Source organism: Nitrospirota bacterium, assembly GCA_020851375.1.
Taxonomy (GTDB): Bacteria; Nitrospirota; 9FT-COMBO-42-15; order HDB-SIOI813; family HDB-SIOI813; genus RBG-16-43-11.
The window spans coordinates 52,205-68,998 of record JADZCV010000044.1 but is presented as its reverse complement, the minus strand read 5'-3'; the positions used below and the strand labels follow the sequence as shown (position 1 = coordinate 68,998).

At 49.0% G+C, this 16,794-nt stretch carries 18 protein-coding genes; all 18 read left to right on the top strand.

The genetic code is table 11. The features are described from left to right. Positions 1-24 precede the first annotated feature (24 nt). The 18 genes from IT393_08465 to IT393_08380 all read left to right on the top strand — a co-directional run bounded on the left by IT393_08465 (position 25) and on the right by IT393_08380 (position 16,786). A complete protein-coding gene (locus IT393_08465; GenBank protein MCC7202672.1) occupies positions 25-714 on the top strand; it encodes an ABC transporter ATP-binding protein in 690 nt (229 codons plus the stop codon). Next, a complete protein-coding gene (locus IT393_08460; protein ID MCC7202671.1) occupies positions 707-1,936 on the top strand; it encodes an ABC transporter permease in 1,230 nt (409 codons plus the stop codon). The genes IT393_08465 and IT393_08460 overlap by 8 nt, the downstream gene beginning before the upstream one ends. A gap of 102 nt (positions 1,937-2,038) precedes the next feature. Then, a complete protein-coding gene (gene ndhC / locus IT393_08455; protein ID MCC7202670.1) occupies positions 2,039-2,392 on the top strand; it encodes an NADH-quinone oxidoreductase subunit A in 354 nt (117 codons plus the stop codon). Further along, entirely contained in the window at positions 2,362-2,859 is a 498-nt protein-coding gene (locus IT393_08450; protein MCC7202669.1) for an NADH-quinone oxidoreductase subunit B, read from the top strand. Before ndhC ends, IT393_08450 begins: the two co-directional genes overlap by 31 nt. A 5-nt stretch (positions 2,860-2,864) precedes the next feature. After that, complete coding sequence (locus IT393_08445) at positions 2,865-3,395, top strand: NADH-quinone oxidoreductase subunit C (protein ID MCC7202668.1); 531 nt, start codon at positions 2,865-2,867, stop codon at positions 3,393-3,395. Positions 3,396-3,468: 73 nt separating this feature from the next. Continuing rightward, on the top strand, positions 3,469-4,644 hold the full coding sequence (gene nuoD / locus IT393_08440; GenBank protein ID MCC7202667.1) for an NADH dehydrogenase (quinone) subunit D: 1,176 nt from the start codon (positions 3,469-3,471) through the stop codon (positions 4,642-4,644). A 10-nt stretch (positions 4,645-4,654) separates the two neighbouring features. Further along, positions 4,655-5,119 (top strand): NADH-quinone oxidoreductase subunit NuoE, encoded by a 465-nt coding sequence (gene nuoE, locus IT393_08435; protein ID MCC7202666.1) that lies wholly within the window; start codon positions 4,655-4,657, stop codon positions 5,117-5,119. 3 nt (positions 5,120-5,122) lie between these two features. Next, the gene (gene nuoF / locus IT393_08430; GenBank protein MCC7202665.1) at positions 5,123-6,394 is read left to right on the top strand and encodes an NADH-quinone oxidoreductase subunit NuoF; all 1,272 of its coding nucleotides are present in this window, start codon (positions 5,123-5,125) and stop codon (positions 6,392-6,394) included. Further along, a complete protein-coding gene (gene nuoG, locus IT393_08425) occupies positions 6,381-8,816 on the top strand; it encodes an NADH-quinone oxidoreductase subunit NuoG (GenBank protein ID MCC7202664.1) in 2,436 nt (811 codons plus the stop codon). Before nuoF ends, nuoG begins: the two co-directional genes overlap by 14 nt. Before the next feature lie 38 nt (positions 8,817-8,854). Continuing rightward, positions 8,855-9,325 carry a cyclic nucleotide-binding domain-containing protein gene (locus IT393_08420; protein ID MCC7202663.1) on the top strand — a complete coding sequence of 157 codons (471 nt, stop codon included), beginning with the start codon at positions 8,855-8,857 and terminating at the stop codon, positions 9,323-9,325. A 30-nt stretch (positions 9,326-9,355) separates the two neighbouring features. After that, positions 9,356-10,348, top strand: a complete 993-nt coding sequence (gene nuoH / locus IT393_08415; GenBank protein MCC7202662.1) for an NADH-quinone oxidoreductase subunit NuoH — start codon at positions 9,356-9,358, stop codon at positions 10,346-10,348. Further along, entirely contained in the window at positions 10,345-10,923 is a 579-nt protein-coding gene (locus IT393_08410; protein MCC7202661.1) for an NADH-quinone oxidoreductase subunit I, read from the top strand. The genes nuoH and IT393_08410 overlap by 4 nt, the downstream gene beginning before the upstream one ends. 8 nt (positions 10,924-10,931) lie before the next feature. After that, on the top strand, positions 10,932-11,426 hold the full coding sequence (locus tag IT393_08405) for an NADH-quinone oxidoreductase subunit J (protein ID MCC7202660.1): 495 nt from the start codon (positions 10,932-10,934) through the stop codon (positions 11,424-11,426). 1 nt (position 11,427) lies between these two features. Further along, entirely contained in the window at positions 11,428-11,730 is a 303-nt protein-coding gene (nuoK, locus tag IT393_08400) for an NADH-quinone oxidoreductase subunit NuoK (GenBank protein MCC7202659.1), read from the top strand. A gap of 4 nt (positions 11,731-11,734) precedes the next feature. Further along, on the top strand, positions 11,735-13,255 hold the full coding sequence (locus IT393_08395) for a monovalent cation/H+ antiporter subunit D family protein (GenBank protein MCC7202658.1): 1,521 nt from the start codon (positions 11,735-11,737) through the stop codon (positions 13,253-13,255). Between the two features lie 27 nt (positions 13,256-13,282). Next, positions 13,283-13,537 (top strand): hypothetical protein, encoded by a 255-nt coding sequence (locus tag IT393_08390; protein ID MCC7202657.1) that lies wholly within the window; start codon positions 13,283-13,285, stop codon positions 13,535-13,537. Then, entirely contained in the window at positions 13,530-15,296 is a 1,767-nt protein-coding gene (locus IT393_08385; protein MCC7202656.1) for a Na(+)/H(+) antiporter subunit D, read from the top strand. The genes IT393_08390 and IT393_08385 overlap by 8 nt, the downstream gene beginning before the upstream one ends. Then, entirely contained in the window at positions 15,296-16,786 is a 1,491-nt protein-coding gene (locus IT393_08380; GenBank protein ID MCC7202655.1) for an NADH-quinone oxidoreductase subunit M, read from the top strand. The genes IT393_08385 and IT393_08380 overlap by 1 nt, the downstream gene beginning before the upstream one ends. The last annotated feature ends 8 nt before the right edge of the window (positions 16,787-16,794 follow it).

Here is a 16,794-nt window from a genome sequence, read left to right as displayed (position 1 = left end):
AAGAAAAACAGGGATAGCGCGATGATGATAGAAACCACAGAGATCAGTAAGAATTACCGGATGGGGGACTTCGCTGTCAACGCGCTCGACAAGGTCTCCCTGAGCATAGAGAAGGGGGAATTTGTTGCTATTATGGGGCCCTCCGGTTCCGGTAAATCGACCTTCATGCACATACTGGGATGTCTCGACCAGCCGACAAGCGGCCGGTATCTCCTGGATGGGATTGACGTGAGCCGCCTTCAGAGAGACGAGCTGGCGGATATACGGAAGAAAAAGATCGGCTTTATTTTCCAGGGGTTCAACCTCCTTTCAAGGACATCGGCCATCGAGAACGTTGAACTCCCTATGCTCTACGACGGTCTCGCGACAAGTGACAGGAGGGAGCGGGCTATGGCGGCGCTCAGGAGCGTGGGGCTGGAGGAGAGGGAGAATCACCATCCCAATCAGCTTTCCGGCGGACAGCAGCAGAGAGTCGCCGTCGCGAGGGCGCTCGTCAATGCTGCGCCCGTCATCCTCGCTGATGAGCCGACAGGCAACCTTGACACAAAGGCAAGTGCCGAGTTGATGGAGCTTTTTACCAGACTCAACATGGAATCAAACATCACCATTATCCTCATAACGCATGAACCGGACATTGCCTCATACAGCAGACGAATCATCAGGTTTCTCGACGGCCGCATAGTCAGTGACGAACCGGTGGAAAGACATGATTAATTTTCCCTCGACATTCAGAATATCCTTCAGGGCTTTAAGGGTGAACAAGATGCGCTCCGCACTGACTATGCTCGGGATGGTAATAGGCGTCGGCGCCGTGATCGCCATGCTTGCCGTCGGCACCGGGGCAAGCACGCAGATTGCGCAGCAGATTTCAAGCATGGGGAGCAATCTCCTGATCGTTCTTCCAGGCGCCACCACTGCAGGCGGGGTCCGAATGGGCTCGGGAACGCAATCCACCCTCACAGCCGGCGACGCGGAGGCAATCAAGAGAGAATGCCCGGCAGTATCCGACGTGGCGCCGGTTTTAAGCGGTGTTGCGCAGGTGGTCTACGGCCACCAGAACTGGTCAACCGGCATCACCGGGACCACGCCTGGCATCCTGACCGTGCGGGACTGGTCCCTTGCCTCCGGCAGGCCTTTTACGGATCAGGATATCAAGAGCTCCGCGAAAGTGGCCCTGCTGGGGAAAACAGTGATAGAGAATCTGTTTGGCGATCTCGACCCTGTGGGCCAGATAATCCGGATCAGGAAGATCCCCTTCACCGTTATTGGGGTCCTATCCGCCAAGGGTCAGACCTCCGGAGGGCAGGATCAGGACGACACGATCTTTGTCCCCCTGACGACCGCCCAGAAAAAGCTTTTTGGTACTGCATTTCCGGGAATGGTACGTATGATTTCGGTAAAGGCAACGGGCACGGAAGATCTCGACGCAGCCGGGGAACAGATCACCCGGCTCCTGAGGCAGAGACACCGCATCGGGCCGGGGGTAGAGGATGATTTTAGCGTCAGAAACCTCACCCAGTTTATGCAGGCAGCGGAACAATCCACGCGGGTCATGACCCTGCTGCTGGGCGCCATTGCCTCGGTCTCGCTGATCGTGGGCGGGATCGGGATAATGAACATCATGCTGGTCTCTGTCACCGAGAGGACCCGGGAGATCGGCATCCGGATGGCCGTAGGCGCCAGGACCTGGGACATCCGGCTTCAGTTCATCGTGGAGGCCCTGACCCTTTCCGTCATCGGTGGCATCGCGGGAATCATTGCCGGAGTCGTCAGTTCGGAAGTCCTCTCCATGCTGGCTGGATGGCCTGTCACCATATCTCCCCTGTCCATACTCCTCGCCTTTGGTTTCTCAGCTATGGTGGGTATTTTTTTCGGATTCTACCCGGCTTACAAGGCCTCGCTCCTGAATCCGATTGACGCATTGAGGTATGAATAACAAAGCGCAGCAAACAAAATTTTCATGCTTTTCCCCCCTTGACAAAACGTATAAGTTCTATTAAGGTGTTTTCTTACCACTGGGGGGAAGCAAAAAATGCTGATGACCTATCTTCCGGTTTTGATAATCGTGGGCTTTGTTACTGCCCTTGCGGTTACCGTCCTTTTCGTCAATTCAATTGTAAGTCCCAGTAATCCTTTTAAGGGAAAACTATTGCCCTGGGAGTGCGGTATGGAGCCTATCGGCAGCGCATCAACGGGACATTTCAGAATCCATTTTTTTATCGTGGCAATCCTGTTCATCGTATTTGATGTTGAGACATTATTCCTCTTTCCCTGGGCAGTTGTCCTCAGGAGCATAGGAGGGATTGCCTTTGTCGAGATGTTTGTTTTCATAGCCATACTTGCGGTCGGATTTATTTATGCATGGAAGAAAGGCGCACTGGAATGGCAATAAACGAGAATGTATTATTTACCACTCTGGATAATGTTGTGAACTGGGGCCGCAGGTCTGCCCTCTGGCCAATGACGTTCGGTCTGGCCTGCTGTGCCATTGAGATGATTGCAGCAGGATGTTCGCGCTATGATACCGACCGTTTCGGTATCGTTTTCAGGCCGACTCCGAGGCAGTCGGATGTTATGATAATCGCGGGGACCATGACCAAGAAGATGGCCCCGGCGGTCAAGAGGCTTTATGATCAGATGCCTGATCCAAAATGGGTTATTGCGATGGGTGGTTGCGCCTCAGCAGGCGGACCGTTTAATACCTACAGTGTTGTTCAGGGTTCAGACCTTGTAGTCCCTGTAGATATTTATATACCGGGATGTCCACCAAGGCCGGAGGCCCTTTTATACGGGTTCCTGCAATTACAGGAGAAGATACGGCGGGAGATGCCGTCTGTGCTTGAAAAGTTTAAGAGCTGAATGTGATGGACGTGAATGAGCTAAAACAAGAAGAAGTTCTTTCAGAACATCCGGTACTTGTTCAAAAGATCAGGAGCAGGTTCGGTAAATCAATCATTGAGACTGCAGTATTTCGTGGTGAGATAACCCATGTGATTGCGACTAAAGATATTGCGGATGTATGCAATTCCCTCAAGTATGACCTGGATTTTCAGTTTAATTTTCTGTCAGACATTATAGGCACGGATTGCCGTCCCCTCAATTCTTATTTTGAGGTCGTCTATCAGCTCTATTCCATACCACACAAACATCGTATAAGGCTTAAAGTGAGGGTCAAAGAGGGTGAGAGCGTCCCGAGCGTAACATCAGTCTGGAAGAGTGCCAACTTTGCGGAGAGGGAGGCTTATGACCTTGTAGGGATTGTATTTACAGGACATCCTGACCTTAGACGGATTTATATGGCCCCGGACTGGGAGGGACATCCGCTTAGAAGAGACTATCCGCTTGTTGGATATAAGGATCAGTATAATCCGTGCGGAGTGGAGAAGAAGCAATGAGCAATGGGCAATGAGTAGTGAGTAGATGAATGGGAACATTATGGCGGAAACTTTAGACATTACAACAAATAATATGGACTTGATAACCCGTGAGATGACCCTTAACATGGGGCCTCAGCACCCTTCTACCCATGGTGTTATGCACCTTGTCCTCCATCTGCAGGGTGAGAAGATAGTCAAGGCGGACCCTGATATAGGGTATCTGCACAGGGGGATGGAAAAGATTGCGGAAAATCTCCTCTATGGCCAGTTTGTGCCTTACACTGACAGGCTTGACTATCTCAGCAGTATGACCAACAACCTTGGCTATGTAATGGCAGTGGAAAAACTGCTTGGCCTTGAGATACCAGAGAGGGGCAAATACATACGGGTAATCACCTCTGAGTTATCACGCATATCAAGTCATCTCCTTGCGATTGGCGCCTGGGGACTGGACCTCGGCGCAATGACTATGGTCCTGTATGCATTCCGTGAAAGGGAGATGATACTTGATCTGTTCGAGATGCTTTGCGGCGCCAGGCTGACTTACAACTATATGAAGGTCGGCGGAGTGCGGGGAGACCTTCCGGCGGGCTTTGTAGAGAAATGCACTGAGTTTATTAAAATATTTCCGAAGCGGGTGGATGAATATGAGACACTCCTGACCGGCAACAGGATATGGCTTCAGAGAACTAAGGGTATAGGCGTATTGTCTGCAAAGGATGCGACAGACCTCGGGCTCACAGGCCCTTCTCTCAGGGGGTCAGGGGTCAAGTGGGATATACGTAAGGATGAGCCTTATCTGGTTTATGACAGGTTTGATTTTGACGTACCGGTAGGCACCAATGGCGACTGCTTTGACAGGTATATGTGCAGGGTGGAGGAGATGAGGCAGGCGGCCCGGATAATATCCCAGGCGCTGCAGCAGTTACCTGACGGGTCGGTCAATGCCAATGCGCCTGATATCGTTTCACCGCCAAGGAAGGACGTGTATAACAACATGGAGGCCCTCATCCACCATTTCAAAATCATATCACACGGATACAAGACCCCGGTCGGCGAGGTCTATTGCTCTATAGAGGCGCCGAAGGGAGAACTTGGTTTTTATATAAAGAGCGATGGGACTGAAAAACCCTTCAGGGTCAAGATCAGGGCCCCATCCTTCGTGAATCTGCAGAGTATAGACCCGATGTCAAGGGGCGCATACTTTGCTGATGTTGTTTCGGTAATTTCAAGCCTTGACCCGGTATTTGGTGAAGTTGACAAGTGAGGAAACAGGGATGCTTTCAGAAGCAGCGGCAAACGAGATAAAAGAGATAAGAAAGAGATATGCAACGGCGCGTTCGTGTATCATGCCCTGCCTCTATGTTGTCCAGCGGGAATATGGCTATATTACTGAAGAGGGTATGAGGGAAATCGCAAAGATACTTGGCGTGCAGCCGGTCCTTGTCTTCGAGGTTTCGACATTCTATACGATGTACAATAAGAAGCCTGTCGGCAAGTATCATGTACAGGTCTGTACCAATATTTCATGCTCTATTCTGGATGGTGAACATATAGTGGACGTTATTTCAAGAAAGCTTGGTATTAAGGTCAAAGAGACGACACCGGATAAGAAGTTTACCCTCTCGACAGTTGAGTGTCTTGGTTCATGCGGCACAGCGCCTATGATGCAAATAAATGACAAGTATTATGAAAACCTTAATGATGCAAAGGTTGAGGATATACTGAACGGTTTACGGTAGATTATGTTTGAACCAGTACTTTTAAAAAATATAAATATGCCGGATTCATATAAGCTTACCTCTTACATGAGCAGCGGCGGTTATCAGGCCCTGAAGAAGGCGCTTGAGATGACGCCGGACTCGCTTATCCAGATGGTGAAGGATTCGGGGTTAAGGGGGCGCGGCGGTGCAGGTTTCTCCACCGGGCTTAAGTGGAGCTTTATCCCCAAGGACCCGACTCTGCAGAAATACCTCTGCTGTAATGCTGATGAAGGGGAGCCTGGTACATTCAAAGACAGGGCAATCATAGAATATGACCCCCACCAGTTGATAGAAGGTATGGTTATCGCCTCATACGCTATCGGGGCTGATACATCATATATCTATATCCGCGGAGAGTTTAGCCTTGGTGCAGACAGGCTCGAGGATGCCATTAAAGAGGCTTATCAGAAGAACTACCTTGGGAAGAATATTCTGGGAACGAAGTTCAGTCATGATATCTACGTGCACAGGGGGGCTGGGGCTTACATCTGCGGCGAGGAGACTGCACTGCTTGAGTCTATCGAAGGGCGGAGGGCACTGCCGCGTATCAAGCCGCCGTTTCCAGCGCATGTCGGGCTTTTTGGAAAGCCTACTGTGATAAACAATGTGGAGACGCTCGCATGCATACCTCATATCGTCAACAGGGGTGCGGCGTGGTTTGCTTCTATAGGTCCGGCAAAGAGCCCGGGGCCGAAACTGTTCGGGATCAGCGGGAGCGTGAATAAGCCGGGATTGTATGAGCTTCCAATGGGGACGCCTCTCAGAGAGATTATATTTACACATGCGGGAGGCATCAGGCCGGGGAAGAAATTAAAGGCCGTGATACCAGGCGGTGTATCAGCTCCAATGCTTACGGAAAAGGATCTTGATACGCCAATGGATTTTGATTCCCTTGCGGCAAAGGGTACGATGCTTGGAAGCGGCGCCGTTGTCGTTATTGATGACAGCATGTGCATAGTAAAGGCTGCCCTTATCACTCATGAATTTTTTCATCATGAATCATGCGGAAAGTGCACCCCGTGCCGGGAAGGCCTTGACTGGATTGTAAAGGTCATGCGGCGTATCGAACATGGTCAGGGTAAAGAGGGTGACATGGAGTTGCTGAAGAAATTGTGCGTGGATATTTTCGGAAGGACATTCTGTCCGCTGGGTGACGGCGCTGTTATGGCGCTAAGAGGCGCATTTAACAACTTCACGGAAGAGTTTGAGTATCATATAAAGAACAAGAGGTGTATGGTTAATGGCAACCGTTAAGATAAACGGCAAAGAGATAACTGTAGACGACGGGACGCTGATAATTGATGCTGCACGCAGCGCAGGATTTGAGATCCCTACCATGTGTTATCACGCGAGACTCAGCAAGCTTGCCTCGTGCAGGGTATGTCTTGTCGAGATAGTGGGACAAAAGAAACTTCAGCCATCCTGTGTGACACCTGTAATGCATAATATGGAGGTCCTGACAGAGTCGCCTGTGGTAACGTCTGCCAGATCTTCCATGATAGAGCTGCTGCTCGCGAATCATCCGCTTGACTGCCCTGTATGTGACAAGGGTGGTGAGTGCGAACTCCAGGATGTGACTTTCAGGTTTGGTCCGAGGCAGAGTCCTTTCAGTGACAGAAAACGCAGATTCCATGAAGAGGATTACATCTTAAGTCCTGTAATAGTCCAGAATATCAACAGGTGTATCCAGTGCAAGAGGTGTGTACGCATTTGTGCCGAGGTCGTCGGCGCCAATGTGATCGGCTCAATAGGACGCGGTGCAGGGACCCAGGAGACAAGTTTTGTCAAAGAATACCTTGATTGTGATCACTGCGGCAACTGTATTGAGGTATGTCCTGTCGGTTCACTGATGAGCAGGACATTCAGATACAAGTCGCGGCCATGGGACCTTACCGGTGCGGATACTGTCTGCACTTATTGCGGTACAGGCTGCCAGTTGACGGTACAGGCAAGGAAAGGCGAGGTTTTAAGGGTTATTTCAAAGCCTGACACAGGCATCAACAATGAGACACTTTGTGTGCGCGGCAGATATGGTTATTCGTTCATTAACAGCCACGAGAGGCTTGTTACTCCGTTTGTAAGGGTTGATGGAAAACTTGAGCCTGCTACTTGGGGTGAAGCTATGGATGTTATAAAACAAGGCCTTGCTCAGTCTCTGAAAATGGGTGAAAAGATGGGTGGCGTTGCCTCAGCCAGGCTGACAAATGAAGAGCTTTATCTGTTCCAGAAGCTCATCAGGGTGGCCTTTAAATCCGGCAACCTTGATACAGGCAGCAGGTGGAGCAGTGAGTCAGCCAGAGAATTCATAGGTGTCACTGGATTAAATAACGGTGGTGTTTCTCTGTACGATGCCTTAAAGGCAGACACCCTCATTATTATAGGTTCGGGCATCTCAGAGGAAAATCCTGTAACAGATTACATAATCCGCCGGATATCTTCATACAGGAGGCTGAACATAATCATCGTTTCAGCCCGTGGTGTCAGGCTCGATAGTTCTGCCAGGATGTCATTCAGATGCAGGCCGGGGGCTGAAGGTGAAATAATAAGCGCTATTACCGGCATTATAACAGGCCAGGGCAAAGGTTCTCCGGATAAGGAGATTGCCGGGGCCGCAGAGTTGATAAAGAACTCAAACAGTGTATCCATAGCAGCAGGTACAGATGTCCTCAGGGCCGGCTCGCAGTTAAGCTATCTGAATGGACTTGGGGCTGCACTTAAAGGACTTGGCAGGGATGTCAGGTTTATCCCGCTCCTTGACAGGGCCAACCAGAGAGGGGCCTGGGATATGGGTGTTCATCCTGCCTTCCTGCCTGGTTATAAAAAAGCAGACGGGACAGGTCTTGGATGTGACGGTATTATTCAGTCTGCTCTGAAGGGAGAGGTCGGGGCGCTTTATCTTGCAGGTGAAGATCTGGTCTCGGATTTTCCTGACGGCAGGGCTGCAAGGGAGGCGCTTGGCAAGGTCAGGTTTCTTATTGTTTCGGATATGTTCATGACGGAAACAGCGAAGATGGCAAATGTCGTCCTTCCGTCAGCAAGCTTCGCAGAAAAAGACGGCACATTTACAAATCAGGAGGGGCGGGTTCAGCGGGTACACAGGCTGTTTGAGCCTCAGGGTGATGTAAAGGCTGACTGGGAGATAATTTCCTCCATAGGCGAGGCACTGGTGCCGTCTTTCGGGGTCAGATCAGCCGCTGGTATATTCGATGAGATCAAAGGGATTGTAGCGGGATACAGTGACATAAGTTTTGAAAGCCTGAACGGTAACGGGGCGGTACTGCAGTTGACAGGGGGTGAATCCTCTCACCTGGGCAGCACTGGTAAATTTTCAGGTCCGTCCTCAGGGACTGCGGACACTGAATACCCGTTTACCCTGATTACCGGGAATTGCCTCTACCATTCAGGGAGGCTTTCACTTAAGGCTGAAAAGCTCAGGGAGATTATGAATGAGGCCATTGCAGAGCTGAACGCAGAAGATGCCCTGTCTCTTGGTGTAACAGAGGGTGTAAAGGTAAAGGTGAAGAGTAAATCGCATGAGGCATATCTGACTGCAAAGATAAATGAAGGTATGGCAAAAGGAGTAGTGTTTATACCTGAGAATTTTACAGATGTCTGTGTTAATATGTTTTTTAAGATTGGAGAAGGTTTACCTCGGGTAAGCGTATCTCTGGCTTAGCAGCGCCGGCTTTTGCAACCGGCATGGAGGAGATGAAAATGATTGATCCAAAGTCACTCCGGGAAATAGGTTTTCTGTCAGACCTCAATGACCAGGAACTTGGCGTCCTGGCCGGGGCATTGAAACAAAAGGACTATGCTACAGGGGAAACGGTCTTTAAAGAAGGTGAAAATGGACAGTCCCTCTATATCATAAAAAAAGGCGAGGTCAAGGCTTGCAAGACATCTCCTGAAGGGGATCTGCTGACACTTATGCTGCATAAAGACGGAGATATTTTCGGGGAGATGTCGTTCCTTGATGAAAAACCGCGCTCAGCGACAATAGTTGCGATTGCAGATACGAAGACATATATCCTTGATAAGGATGAATTCGAAAAACTGATAGATAATAATCCCAGATTGATATATAAGGTCCTGCGGAACATCGTATTTCATATCCATACCATAGTGAGGGGAATGAACTCAAGGTATCTTGAAATGATCAACTATATGTGGGGGAGAAAGAGATAAGTGACTGAACTAATTAACATGAATCCGATGCTGGTTAATGTACTGGAAGTCCTGTTGATCTGTGTCAAGGTCGTTATAGTTTCCCTGATACTGTTCATGCTCCCTCTTCCACTGACCTATATGGAAAGAAAGGTAGCAGGACATATTCAGGTCAGGCTTGGCCCGTTCCGCACAGGACCGCACGGTCTGCTTCAGCCCTTTGCAGACATGTTGAAACTTATGTTCAAGGAGGATGTCATACCTGCAAAGGCTGACAGATTCCTGTTCAAGATCGCGCCCATTATTGCCATGGTCCCTGTCTTTGCCGTTTACGCGACTGTCCCGTTTGGCGAGAGTGTCACCATCCCGTTTATCAATAAAGAACTCACACTTTACATATCGGACATGAATGTGGGAATTCTGTATGTGCTCGCCATAGCCGGCCTGAGTGTTTACGGGATAATACTCGGCGGATGGGCATCAAACAGCAAATATCCAATGCTTGGCGGATTAAGGTCATCCGCGCAGATGATCAGTTATGAGCTTGCCCTCAGTTTTGCCGCTGTTGGGGTTGTGATGATGGCAAATTCCCTCAGCCTTCTTGACATTGTAAAGGGTCAGTATGGCTGGCACTGGAATATCATATATCAGCCTGTCGGGTTCTTTATCTTCCTGATAGCCGGCGTGGCGGAGATTAACCGTATTCCCTTTGATATGCCGGAGGATGAGGGTACACTTGGCGCAGGATATCATGCGGAATACAGCGCCATGAGATTTGCTTTCTTCATGCTGACTGAATATGTGGCTATGGTGACAATATCTACGCTTGGCGTCATCCTGTTCTTCGGAGGATGGGATGGACCATCATTTCTTCCTGGAATTGTCTGGTTTGTGCTAAAGGTAGTGGCATTTATATATCTGTTTATGTGGGTAAGGTTTACATTCCCGAGGTACAGGTTTGATCAGCTTATGACAATCGGCTGGAAGATACTCCTGCCGCTGTCTTTATTGAATATCCTTGTTACCGGGCTGGTGATCATATGAACAAAAACGAAAAGTGCAATATCAGCATCAGGGATCTTCTGAAAAAGGTCTTTTTTGTAGACCTCATTCAGGGGCTTGCAGTTACATTCGGCTATACATTCACAAAGACTATAACCATGAGGTACCCGGATGAAGAGACATGGGTGCCTTACAGCAGATTCAGGGGACTGCATACCCTGAACAGGAATAAGGAAGGCAGGGAGTTGTGTGTAGGGTGCGAGCTCTGCGCCAAGTCCTGTCCGACCCAGTGCATTACAGTCGTCCCGATGGAGGATAAGACAGGGAAAGGCATTGCTGACAGGGTTGCCGCAAGATGGGAGATAAATCTCCTGCGCTGCATGTTCTGCGGTTTGTGTGAAGATGCCTGTCCTACTGAGGCCCTCAGACTTGGGAGACAGTATGAACTTGCAGGCAAGACGATGCAGCGGCAGCTTCGCTCCAAGGAAGAGCTGCTTGGACCACAGCCGGTTCCGTTTGATTTTGAGGGTGGTGTGATAACGAGGGCAAGGCTTGAAAGGGATGAAGATGGTGTTGTAGTGAAGGCGGATTTGAGCTCACAAAAGAGGTGGTGGTAATGGCTGAGATGATCTTCTTTTTTATATTTGCGGTTATTGCAATAGTCTCGGCAGCAGGGGTGGTGACGTTGAAAAACCCTGTGCACAGTGTGCTGTCTCTTATGGTGTGCTTCCTTCAGATGGCTGCGCTTTTTGTGCTGCTGCGCTCTCCATTCCTTGCAGTGGTTCAGGTATTCGTATATGTCGGTGCAGTCCTGGTACTGTTCCTGTTTGTAATAATGATGCTCGATATTCGCCAGGCAAGCATGACGAGGTTTATTTCCGGCGGGTTCTCATGGATAATAGCCCTGCTTGTTATACTTGTTGCCGAGATGGTGTTTATATTATCCAGGAGCAAATTTGCTGATATGACCGTTGCTACACCCGGAAGGCTTGACGGAACTGTTAAGGAGATGGGTATCGCATTATTTACAAAGTACCTTCTCCCGTTTGAGATTATTTCAATGATACTTCTTGTGGCGCTGCTGGGAGCCATTGTATTGGGAAAAAAGGAGCTAAGGTAGCATGGTCCCTGTGTCATGGTACATAATTTTAAGTTCAGTCCTCTTCATTATAGGGACTGCAGGCGTGTTGCTGAGAAGGAATATTCTGATAGTCCTGATGTCGGTTGAGTTGATTTTAAATTCTGTGAATATCAACCTTGTGGCATTTTCCTACTATCATCAGGACCTGCGCGGGCAGGTATTCTCCATATTTGTAATAACGGTTGCTGCTGCGGAAGTTGCTGTAGCCCTTGGCATACTGATAGCGCTTGTGAGAAATAAGGCAGCACTAAATGTTGATGAGATCAGGACAATGAAAGGATGATTAAGTGGAAGTTATAGAATCAGTAAGGCCGCTGCTGGCATTATCCGTTTCCTTTATAGCTATTTTTGTAGTGCTGGGATTCAATAAGATGCCGAACCAGAGGGATATTACCTCATTTGTGGCGGCCATCCTGAAGTTCCTTATAGTAATCTCAATGGCGCCGGTCATCCTTGCCGGCAACACCATTGAGTATTCGTTGTTTAACGTCATGCCTGGCATTGACTTTAAGTTCAGGGTGGATGCCCTCGGCATGGTCTTTGCCACGATCGCGTCGTTCCTCTGGATACTGGCGTCGGTATATTCAGTCGGCTACATGCGAAGCAGTAAAGAGCATGCGCAGACAAGGTTTTTTGCATGCTTTACGGTAAGCATATTTGCCGCAGTGGGAGGGGCATTTGCCGCAAATCTGTTCACTCTCCTTGTATTCTATGAGATACTGAGCCTTGCAACTTATCCGCTTGTTTATCATAAGGAGACGCCGGAGTCATGGGCAGGCAGTAAAAAGTATATAATATATCTGGTTGGAACATCAAAGACAGCCCTGCTGGCCGCTGTTGTACTGACATACTATATTGCCGGCACCCTTGATTTGGCGCCGAAAGGCCTCCTTGCCGGCGTGAATGCCTCGCCGATCCTTCTGACAGTGGTCTATATATGCTTCCTTATAGGCTTTGCCAAGGCTGCAATCATGCCTTTTCATGCATGGCTCCCTGCTGCAATGGTCGCGCCTACCCCTGTCAGCGCACTCCTGCATGCAGTTGCTGTTGTCAAGATGGGTGTCTTCTGCGTGCTCCGTGTGGTCTTTCATGTCTTTGGAGTTGACCTCCTGCGTGACCTTCATCTTGGTATCGCAACAGCCTATGTTGTTTCATTCACGATAATATTATCTTCAGTATATGCCCTGACTCAGGATAATCTTAAGCGAAGGCTTGCCTACTCAACTGTGAGTCAGCTCTCTTATGTGGTGCTGGGAGCTGTATTGCTGACACCGAGCAGTATGGTTGGCGGTATTGTGCATATTGCCAATCATGCGTTTTCAAAAATTACACTGTTCTTCTGTGCCGGTTCGATTTATTGCGCGGCGCACAAGACAGAGATAAGCCAGCTCTCAGGCATAGGGAGAAAACTCCCCTGGACGATGACTGCATTCTTTATAGCGTCGCTAAGCATGATAGGGGTGCCTCCGGCGGCAGGGTTTATCAGCAAGTGGTATCTTGCCATGGGTTCGATCGAGGCGCATGAGGTGCCTATACTTATTGTCCTGCTTGTCAGTACAGTCCTTAATGCGGCATATTTCCTGCCTATAACCTACAAGGCATTTTTTGAAAAAGAGGGGGGCGCTCATCATAAGGAATGGGACCATGAACTGCATAAAGACAGCCATGATGATCATGGCCACGGACATGGCGAAGTCAGGGAGATACCGCTTGTTGCGATACCTCTTGTAATAACGGCAGTGATATCCGTAATAGCTGGTATTTATCCGGATTACTTCCTCAGTCTGGCTAAGGTGGTAATAAGGTAAGGGACGGACTTTTTCAGGAGACGATCAATGCTTGAAAAGATTGTTAATTTTATAGGTGATTCAAAGAACGCAAAGACCAACAGGATTATTCTCTACATAATTCTTGTTGTCGTGTTTGCCGCTGATTTCGTGGTTCCCAGGGAACATGCCCATTACATATGGGATAAGATACCGGGGTGGGGAGCTGTATATGGTTTTGTATCCTGCGTCCTTATTATTGTAGTCTCAAAGTTCCTGGGCCATCAGGGGAAACTGATGAAGAAAGAGGATTATTATGACTGAGGCGTTCTTCCATCCATCCATACTTTTTATAGCCGGCGCCTTCCTGATCCCGTTTTTATGGGGAAGGGTTCAAAAGGCATATCTTCTTGTCATACCGGCCATTGCATTCCTTATCTGCATAAATGCATCTCAGGGAACTTATGGTGTATATAACTTCCTCGGTCACGATATTATTTTTGCCAAAATAGACAAACTGAGTCTCGTATTCTCCTATGTCTTTACCATAATGGCGTTTATCGGGATGATGTATGGATTGCATGTCAAGGATGCGGGCCAGCATATGGCGGCATACTTCTATATAGGAAGTGCGCTTGGCGTGACCTTTGCCGGCGACTACTTTACCCTCTTCGTTTTCTGGGAGATCATGGCGTTTGCCTCTGCTTATCTGGTTTTTGCCCAGAGGGAAGAGTCAGCAGTTAATGCAGGTTTCAGGTATATTCTCGTGCATGTTGCAGGCGGGGTATTCCTCCTTGGCGGTATTATACTGCATTATGCAGAGACAGGGTCCATACTCTTTGGACCGATTGAGCAGAATGGAAGCGCTGCCTTCTATCTCATAATGATTGGTTTTATCCTTAATGCTGCTGTCCCGCCGCTCCACGCATGGCTGGCTGATGCATATCCGGAGGCTACTGTTACAGGTGCTGTGTTCATGTGCGCCTTTACAACCAAGACTGCAGTGTACGTACTTGTCAGGGCATTCCCGGGAACGGAATTATTGGTATGGCTCGGAGTGATTATGGCGCTATACGGCGTTGTATATGCCGTGCTTGAGAATGACTGCAGGAGACTTCTTGCATATCACATTGTAAGTCAGGTTGGGTACATGGTGGCCGGCGTCGGCATGGGCACGTATATGACGCTCAATGGTTCTGTCTCTCACGCCTTTTCTCACATCCTCTACAAGGCGCTCCTGTTCATGGGGGCGGGCGCTGTCATATATATGACCGGAAGACGGAAACTTACGGAGCTCGGAGGTCTGTACAGGACCATGCCTGTTACATTGACGCTCTATATGATAGGCGGGTTTGCGATCTCGGCGTTTCCTCTGTTCAGCGGTTTCGTAAGTAAATCCATGGTAGTCGCCGGGGCTGCGGCTGACCACAGGCCGGTTGTTGCACTGCTTCTGACAATGGCGTCAGCAGGAACGTTTCTTCATACAGGCCTCAAGCTCCCGTACTATATGTTCTTTGGCAAGGACTCCGGTCTCAGGCCGAAGGAGCCGCCTGTGAACATGCTTATTGCCATGGGCATAGCAGCGTTTCTGTGCATTGCGATCGGTGTTGTACCGGGACAGCTCTACAGGGTGCTTCCGTATCCGGTTCACTTCGAACCCTATACAGCAGACCATGTAACGAGCGCACTCGGTATACTTATGTTTACCGCCCTTGGTTTCTTCCTGCTACTTAAAAAACTTGATCCTGAGCCTACGATAAGCGCTGATACAGACTGGTTCTACAGGAAGGGATCTCGCATATTCATGTGGTTTGCAAGGAAGCCTGTCGGCGCCTGGGAAGGTTTTATTACAGAGATAGCGAATACGGCCGTCATGCCGTCTATTTATGCAGTTGCGCGTCTTGGTTTCTGGATTGACAGAAACCTGGTTGATAAGGCTGTTAACGGAATTGCCGGGATTATTATGTCTCTGAGTGCAGGCGTCAGAAGGGTTCAGACAGGCCTGTTGCAGCACTATGCCATAGGCATGGTTGTGGGGATCATGGTGATCATCTTTATATTTTCCGTGATTGTGAGGGGTTGATGGAATTACCAATACTGAGCATAGTAACATTCCTTCCGCTGCTGGGCGCTGCAGTCCTGTTGTTTATAAAGAATAACACTGCTGCGAGGTGGATCGCCCTTGGTTTTACTGTCGTTGATTTCCTGGTCGCGATCCCGATTGTGTTAAATTTCGACCGCACGACACATAATATGCAGTTTGTTGAACATTATAACTGGATCCCTTCCTGGAATATTACATACCATATGGGCATAGACGGGATAAGTGTGCTCTTTATATTCCTCTCAGCCCTGCTTGGATGGATCTGCGTTCTTGCGTCATGGCGTTCCATAGAGCATAAGGTGAAGGAATTCATGATGGCGCTCCTTGTCATGCAGACGGCCATGATAGGCGTATTCTGCGCCCTTGATTTCTTCCTCTTCTATCTGTTCTGGGAGGCTATGCTCATACCTATGTATCTGATCATCGGTGTCTGGGGTGGGAAGAACAGGATATATGCAGCCATCAAATTCTTCCTCTACACGCTGGCCGGAAGCGTGCTCATGCTTATCGGGATTATTGCACTCTATTTTGCCGGAGGACAGACCTTCGACATTATGGAACTGATGAAGCAGAACTATCCGTTTGCATTCCAGTTCTGGGTATTTCTTGCATTCTTTATTGCATTTGCAATCAAGGTCCCGATGTTCCCGTTTCATACATGGCTGCCGGATGCCCATGTGGAGGCGCCGACCGCAGGCAGTATTATACTTGCAGGCGTGCTACTCAAGATGGGTACATACGGCCTCATAAGATTTAACCTTACTCTTTTTGAGGAGGCGGCAAGGTATTTTACTCCAATTGTACTGGTTATGTCTGTCATAGGGATCATCTACGGAGGTTATCTTGCACTTGCCCAGAGCGACATCAAGAAACTGATTGCCTACTCGAGTATAAGTCATATGGGATTTGTGACACTGGGGTTGTTTGTATACAATTCCGCAGGTGTTGAAGGGGCCATTATGCAGATGCTAAATCACGGCATCTCAACAGGGGCGCTGTTTTTGTGCATAGGGCTGATATACGAGAGGACGCATACGAGGGAGCTTGATGCGTATGGCGGGCTTGCCAAGGTGGTGCCGGTCTATACGACCTTCTTTACGATTTTCATGCTGTCATCGCTTGCTATTCCGGGGACTAATTCGTTTATCGGCGAATTCCTCATCCTGGTGGGCGCCTTCGGGTACAGCAAGTTAGCCGGCGGCCTGTCAATCATAGGCGCTATGCTGGGTGCAGTCTATCTGCTCAGTATGTATAAAAGGTTCGCCCTTGGCGAGGTAAATCACAAGGGGCACATACATGATGCGCGCGATGTAAACACCAGGGAATTCATTGCAATGGCGGCCCTTGCTATTTTTGTCTTTTGGATCGGTGTGAACGCAACGCCGTTTATGGAACTGCTGCATCCGTCCGTGAATCATCTGCTGGAACAGCTCAATGCCGCAGGAAGTATGGCTGCGTATATTAAATGATAATTTTA

Coding starts and splice junctions, on each gene's coding strand:
- nuoF (MCC7202665.1), top strand. CDS start 5,123: ATGTTTGAACCAGTACTTTTAAAAAATATAAATATGCCGGATTCATAT.
- IT393_08450 (MCC7202669.1), top strand. CDS start 2,362: ATGGAAGAAAGGCGCACTGGAATGGCAATAAACGAGAATGTATTATTT.
- IT393_08420 (MCC7202663.1), top strand. CDS start 8,855: ATGATTGATCCAAAGTCACTCCGGGAAATAGGTTTTCTGTCAGACCTC.
- IT393_08410 (MCC7202661.1), top strand. CDS start 10,345: ATGAACAAAAACGAAAAGTGCAATATCAGCATCAGGGATCTTCTGAAA.
- IT393_08385 (MCC7202656.1), top strand. CDS start 13,530: ATGACTGAGGCGTTCTTCCATCCATCCATACTTTTTATAGCCGGCGCC.
- IT393_08465 (MCC7202672.1), top strand. CDS start 25: ATGATAGAAACCACAGAGATCAGTAAGAATTACCGGATGGGGGACTTC.
- nuoG (MCC7202664.1), top strand. CDS start 6,381: ATGGCAACCGTTAAGATAAACGGCAAAGAGATAACTGTAGACGACGGG.
- IT393_08405 (MCC7202660.1), top strand. CDS start 10,932: ATGATCTTCTTTTTTATATTTGCGGTTATTGCAATAGTCTCGGCAGCA.
- IT393_08390 (MCC7202657.1), top strand. CDS start 13,283: ATGCTTGAAAAGATTGTTAATTTTATAGGTGATTCAAAGAACGCAAAG.
- nuoK (MCC7202659.1), top strand. CDS start 11,428: ATGGTCCCTGTGTCATGGTACATAATTTTAAGTTCAGTCCTCTTCATT.
- ndhC (MCC7202670.1), top strand. CDS start 2,039: ATGACCTATCTTCCGGTTTTGATAATCGTGGGCTTTGTTACTGCCCTT.
- nuoE (MCC7202666.1), top strand. CDS start 4,655: ATGCTTTCAGAAGCAGCGGCAAACGAGATAAAAGAGATAAGAAAGAGA.
- IT393_08460 (MCC7202671.1), top strand. CDS start 707: ATGATTAATTTTCCCTCGACATTCAGAATATCCTTCAGGGCTTTAAGG.
- IT393_08445 (MCC7202668.1), top strand. CDS start 2,865: ATGGACGTGAATGAGCTAAAACAAGAAGAAGTTCTTTCAGAACATCCG.
- nuoD (MCC7202667.1), top strand. CDS start 3,469: ATGGACTTGATAACCCGTGAGATGACCCTTAACATGGGGCCTCAGCAC.
- IT393_08380 (MCC7202655.1), top strand. CDS start 15,296: ATGGAATTACCAATACTGAGCATAGTAACATTCCTTCCGCTGCTGGGC.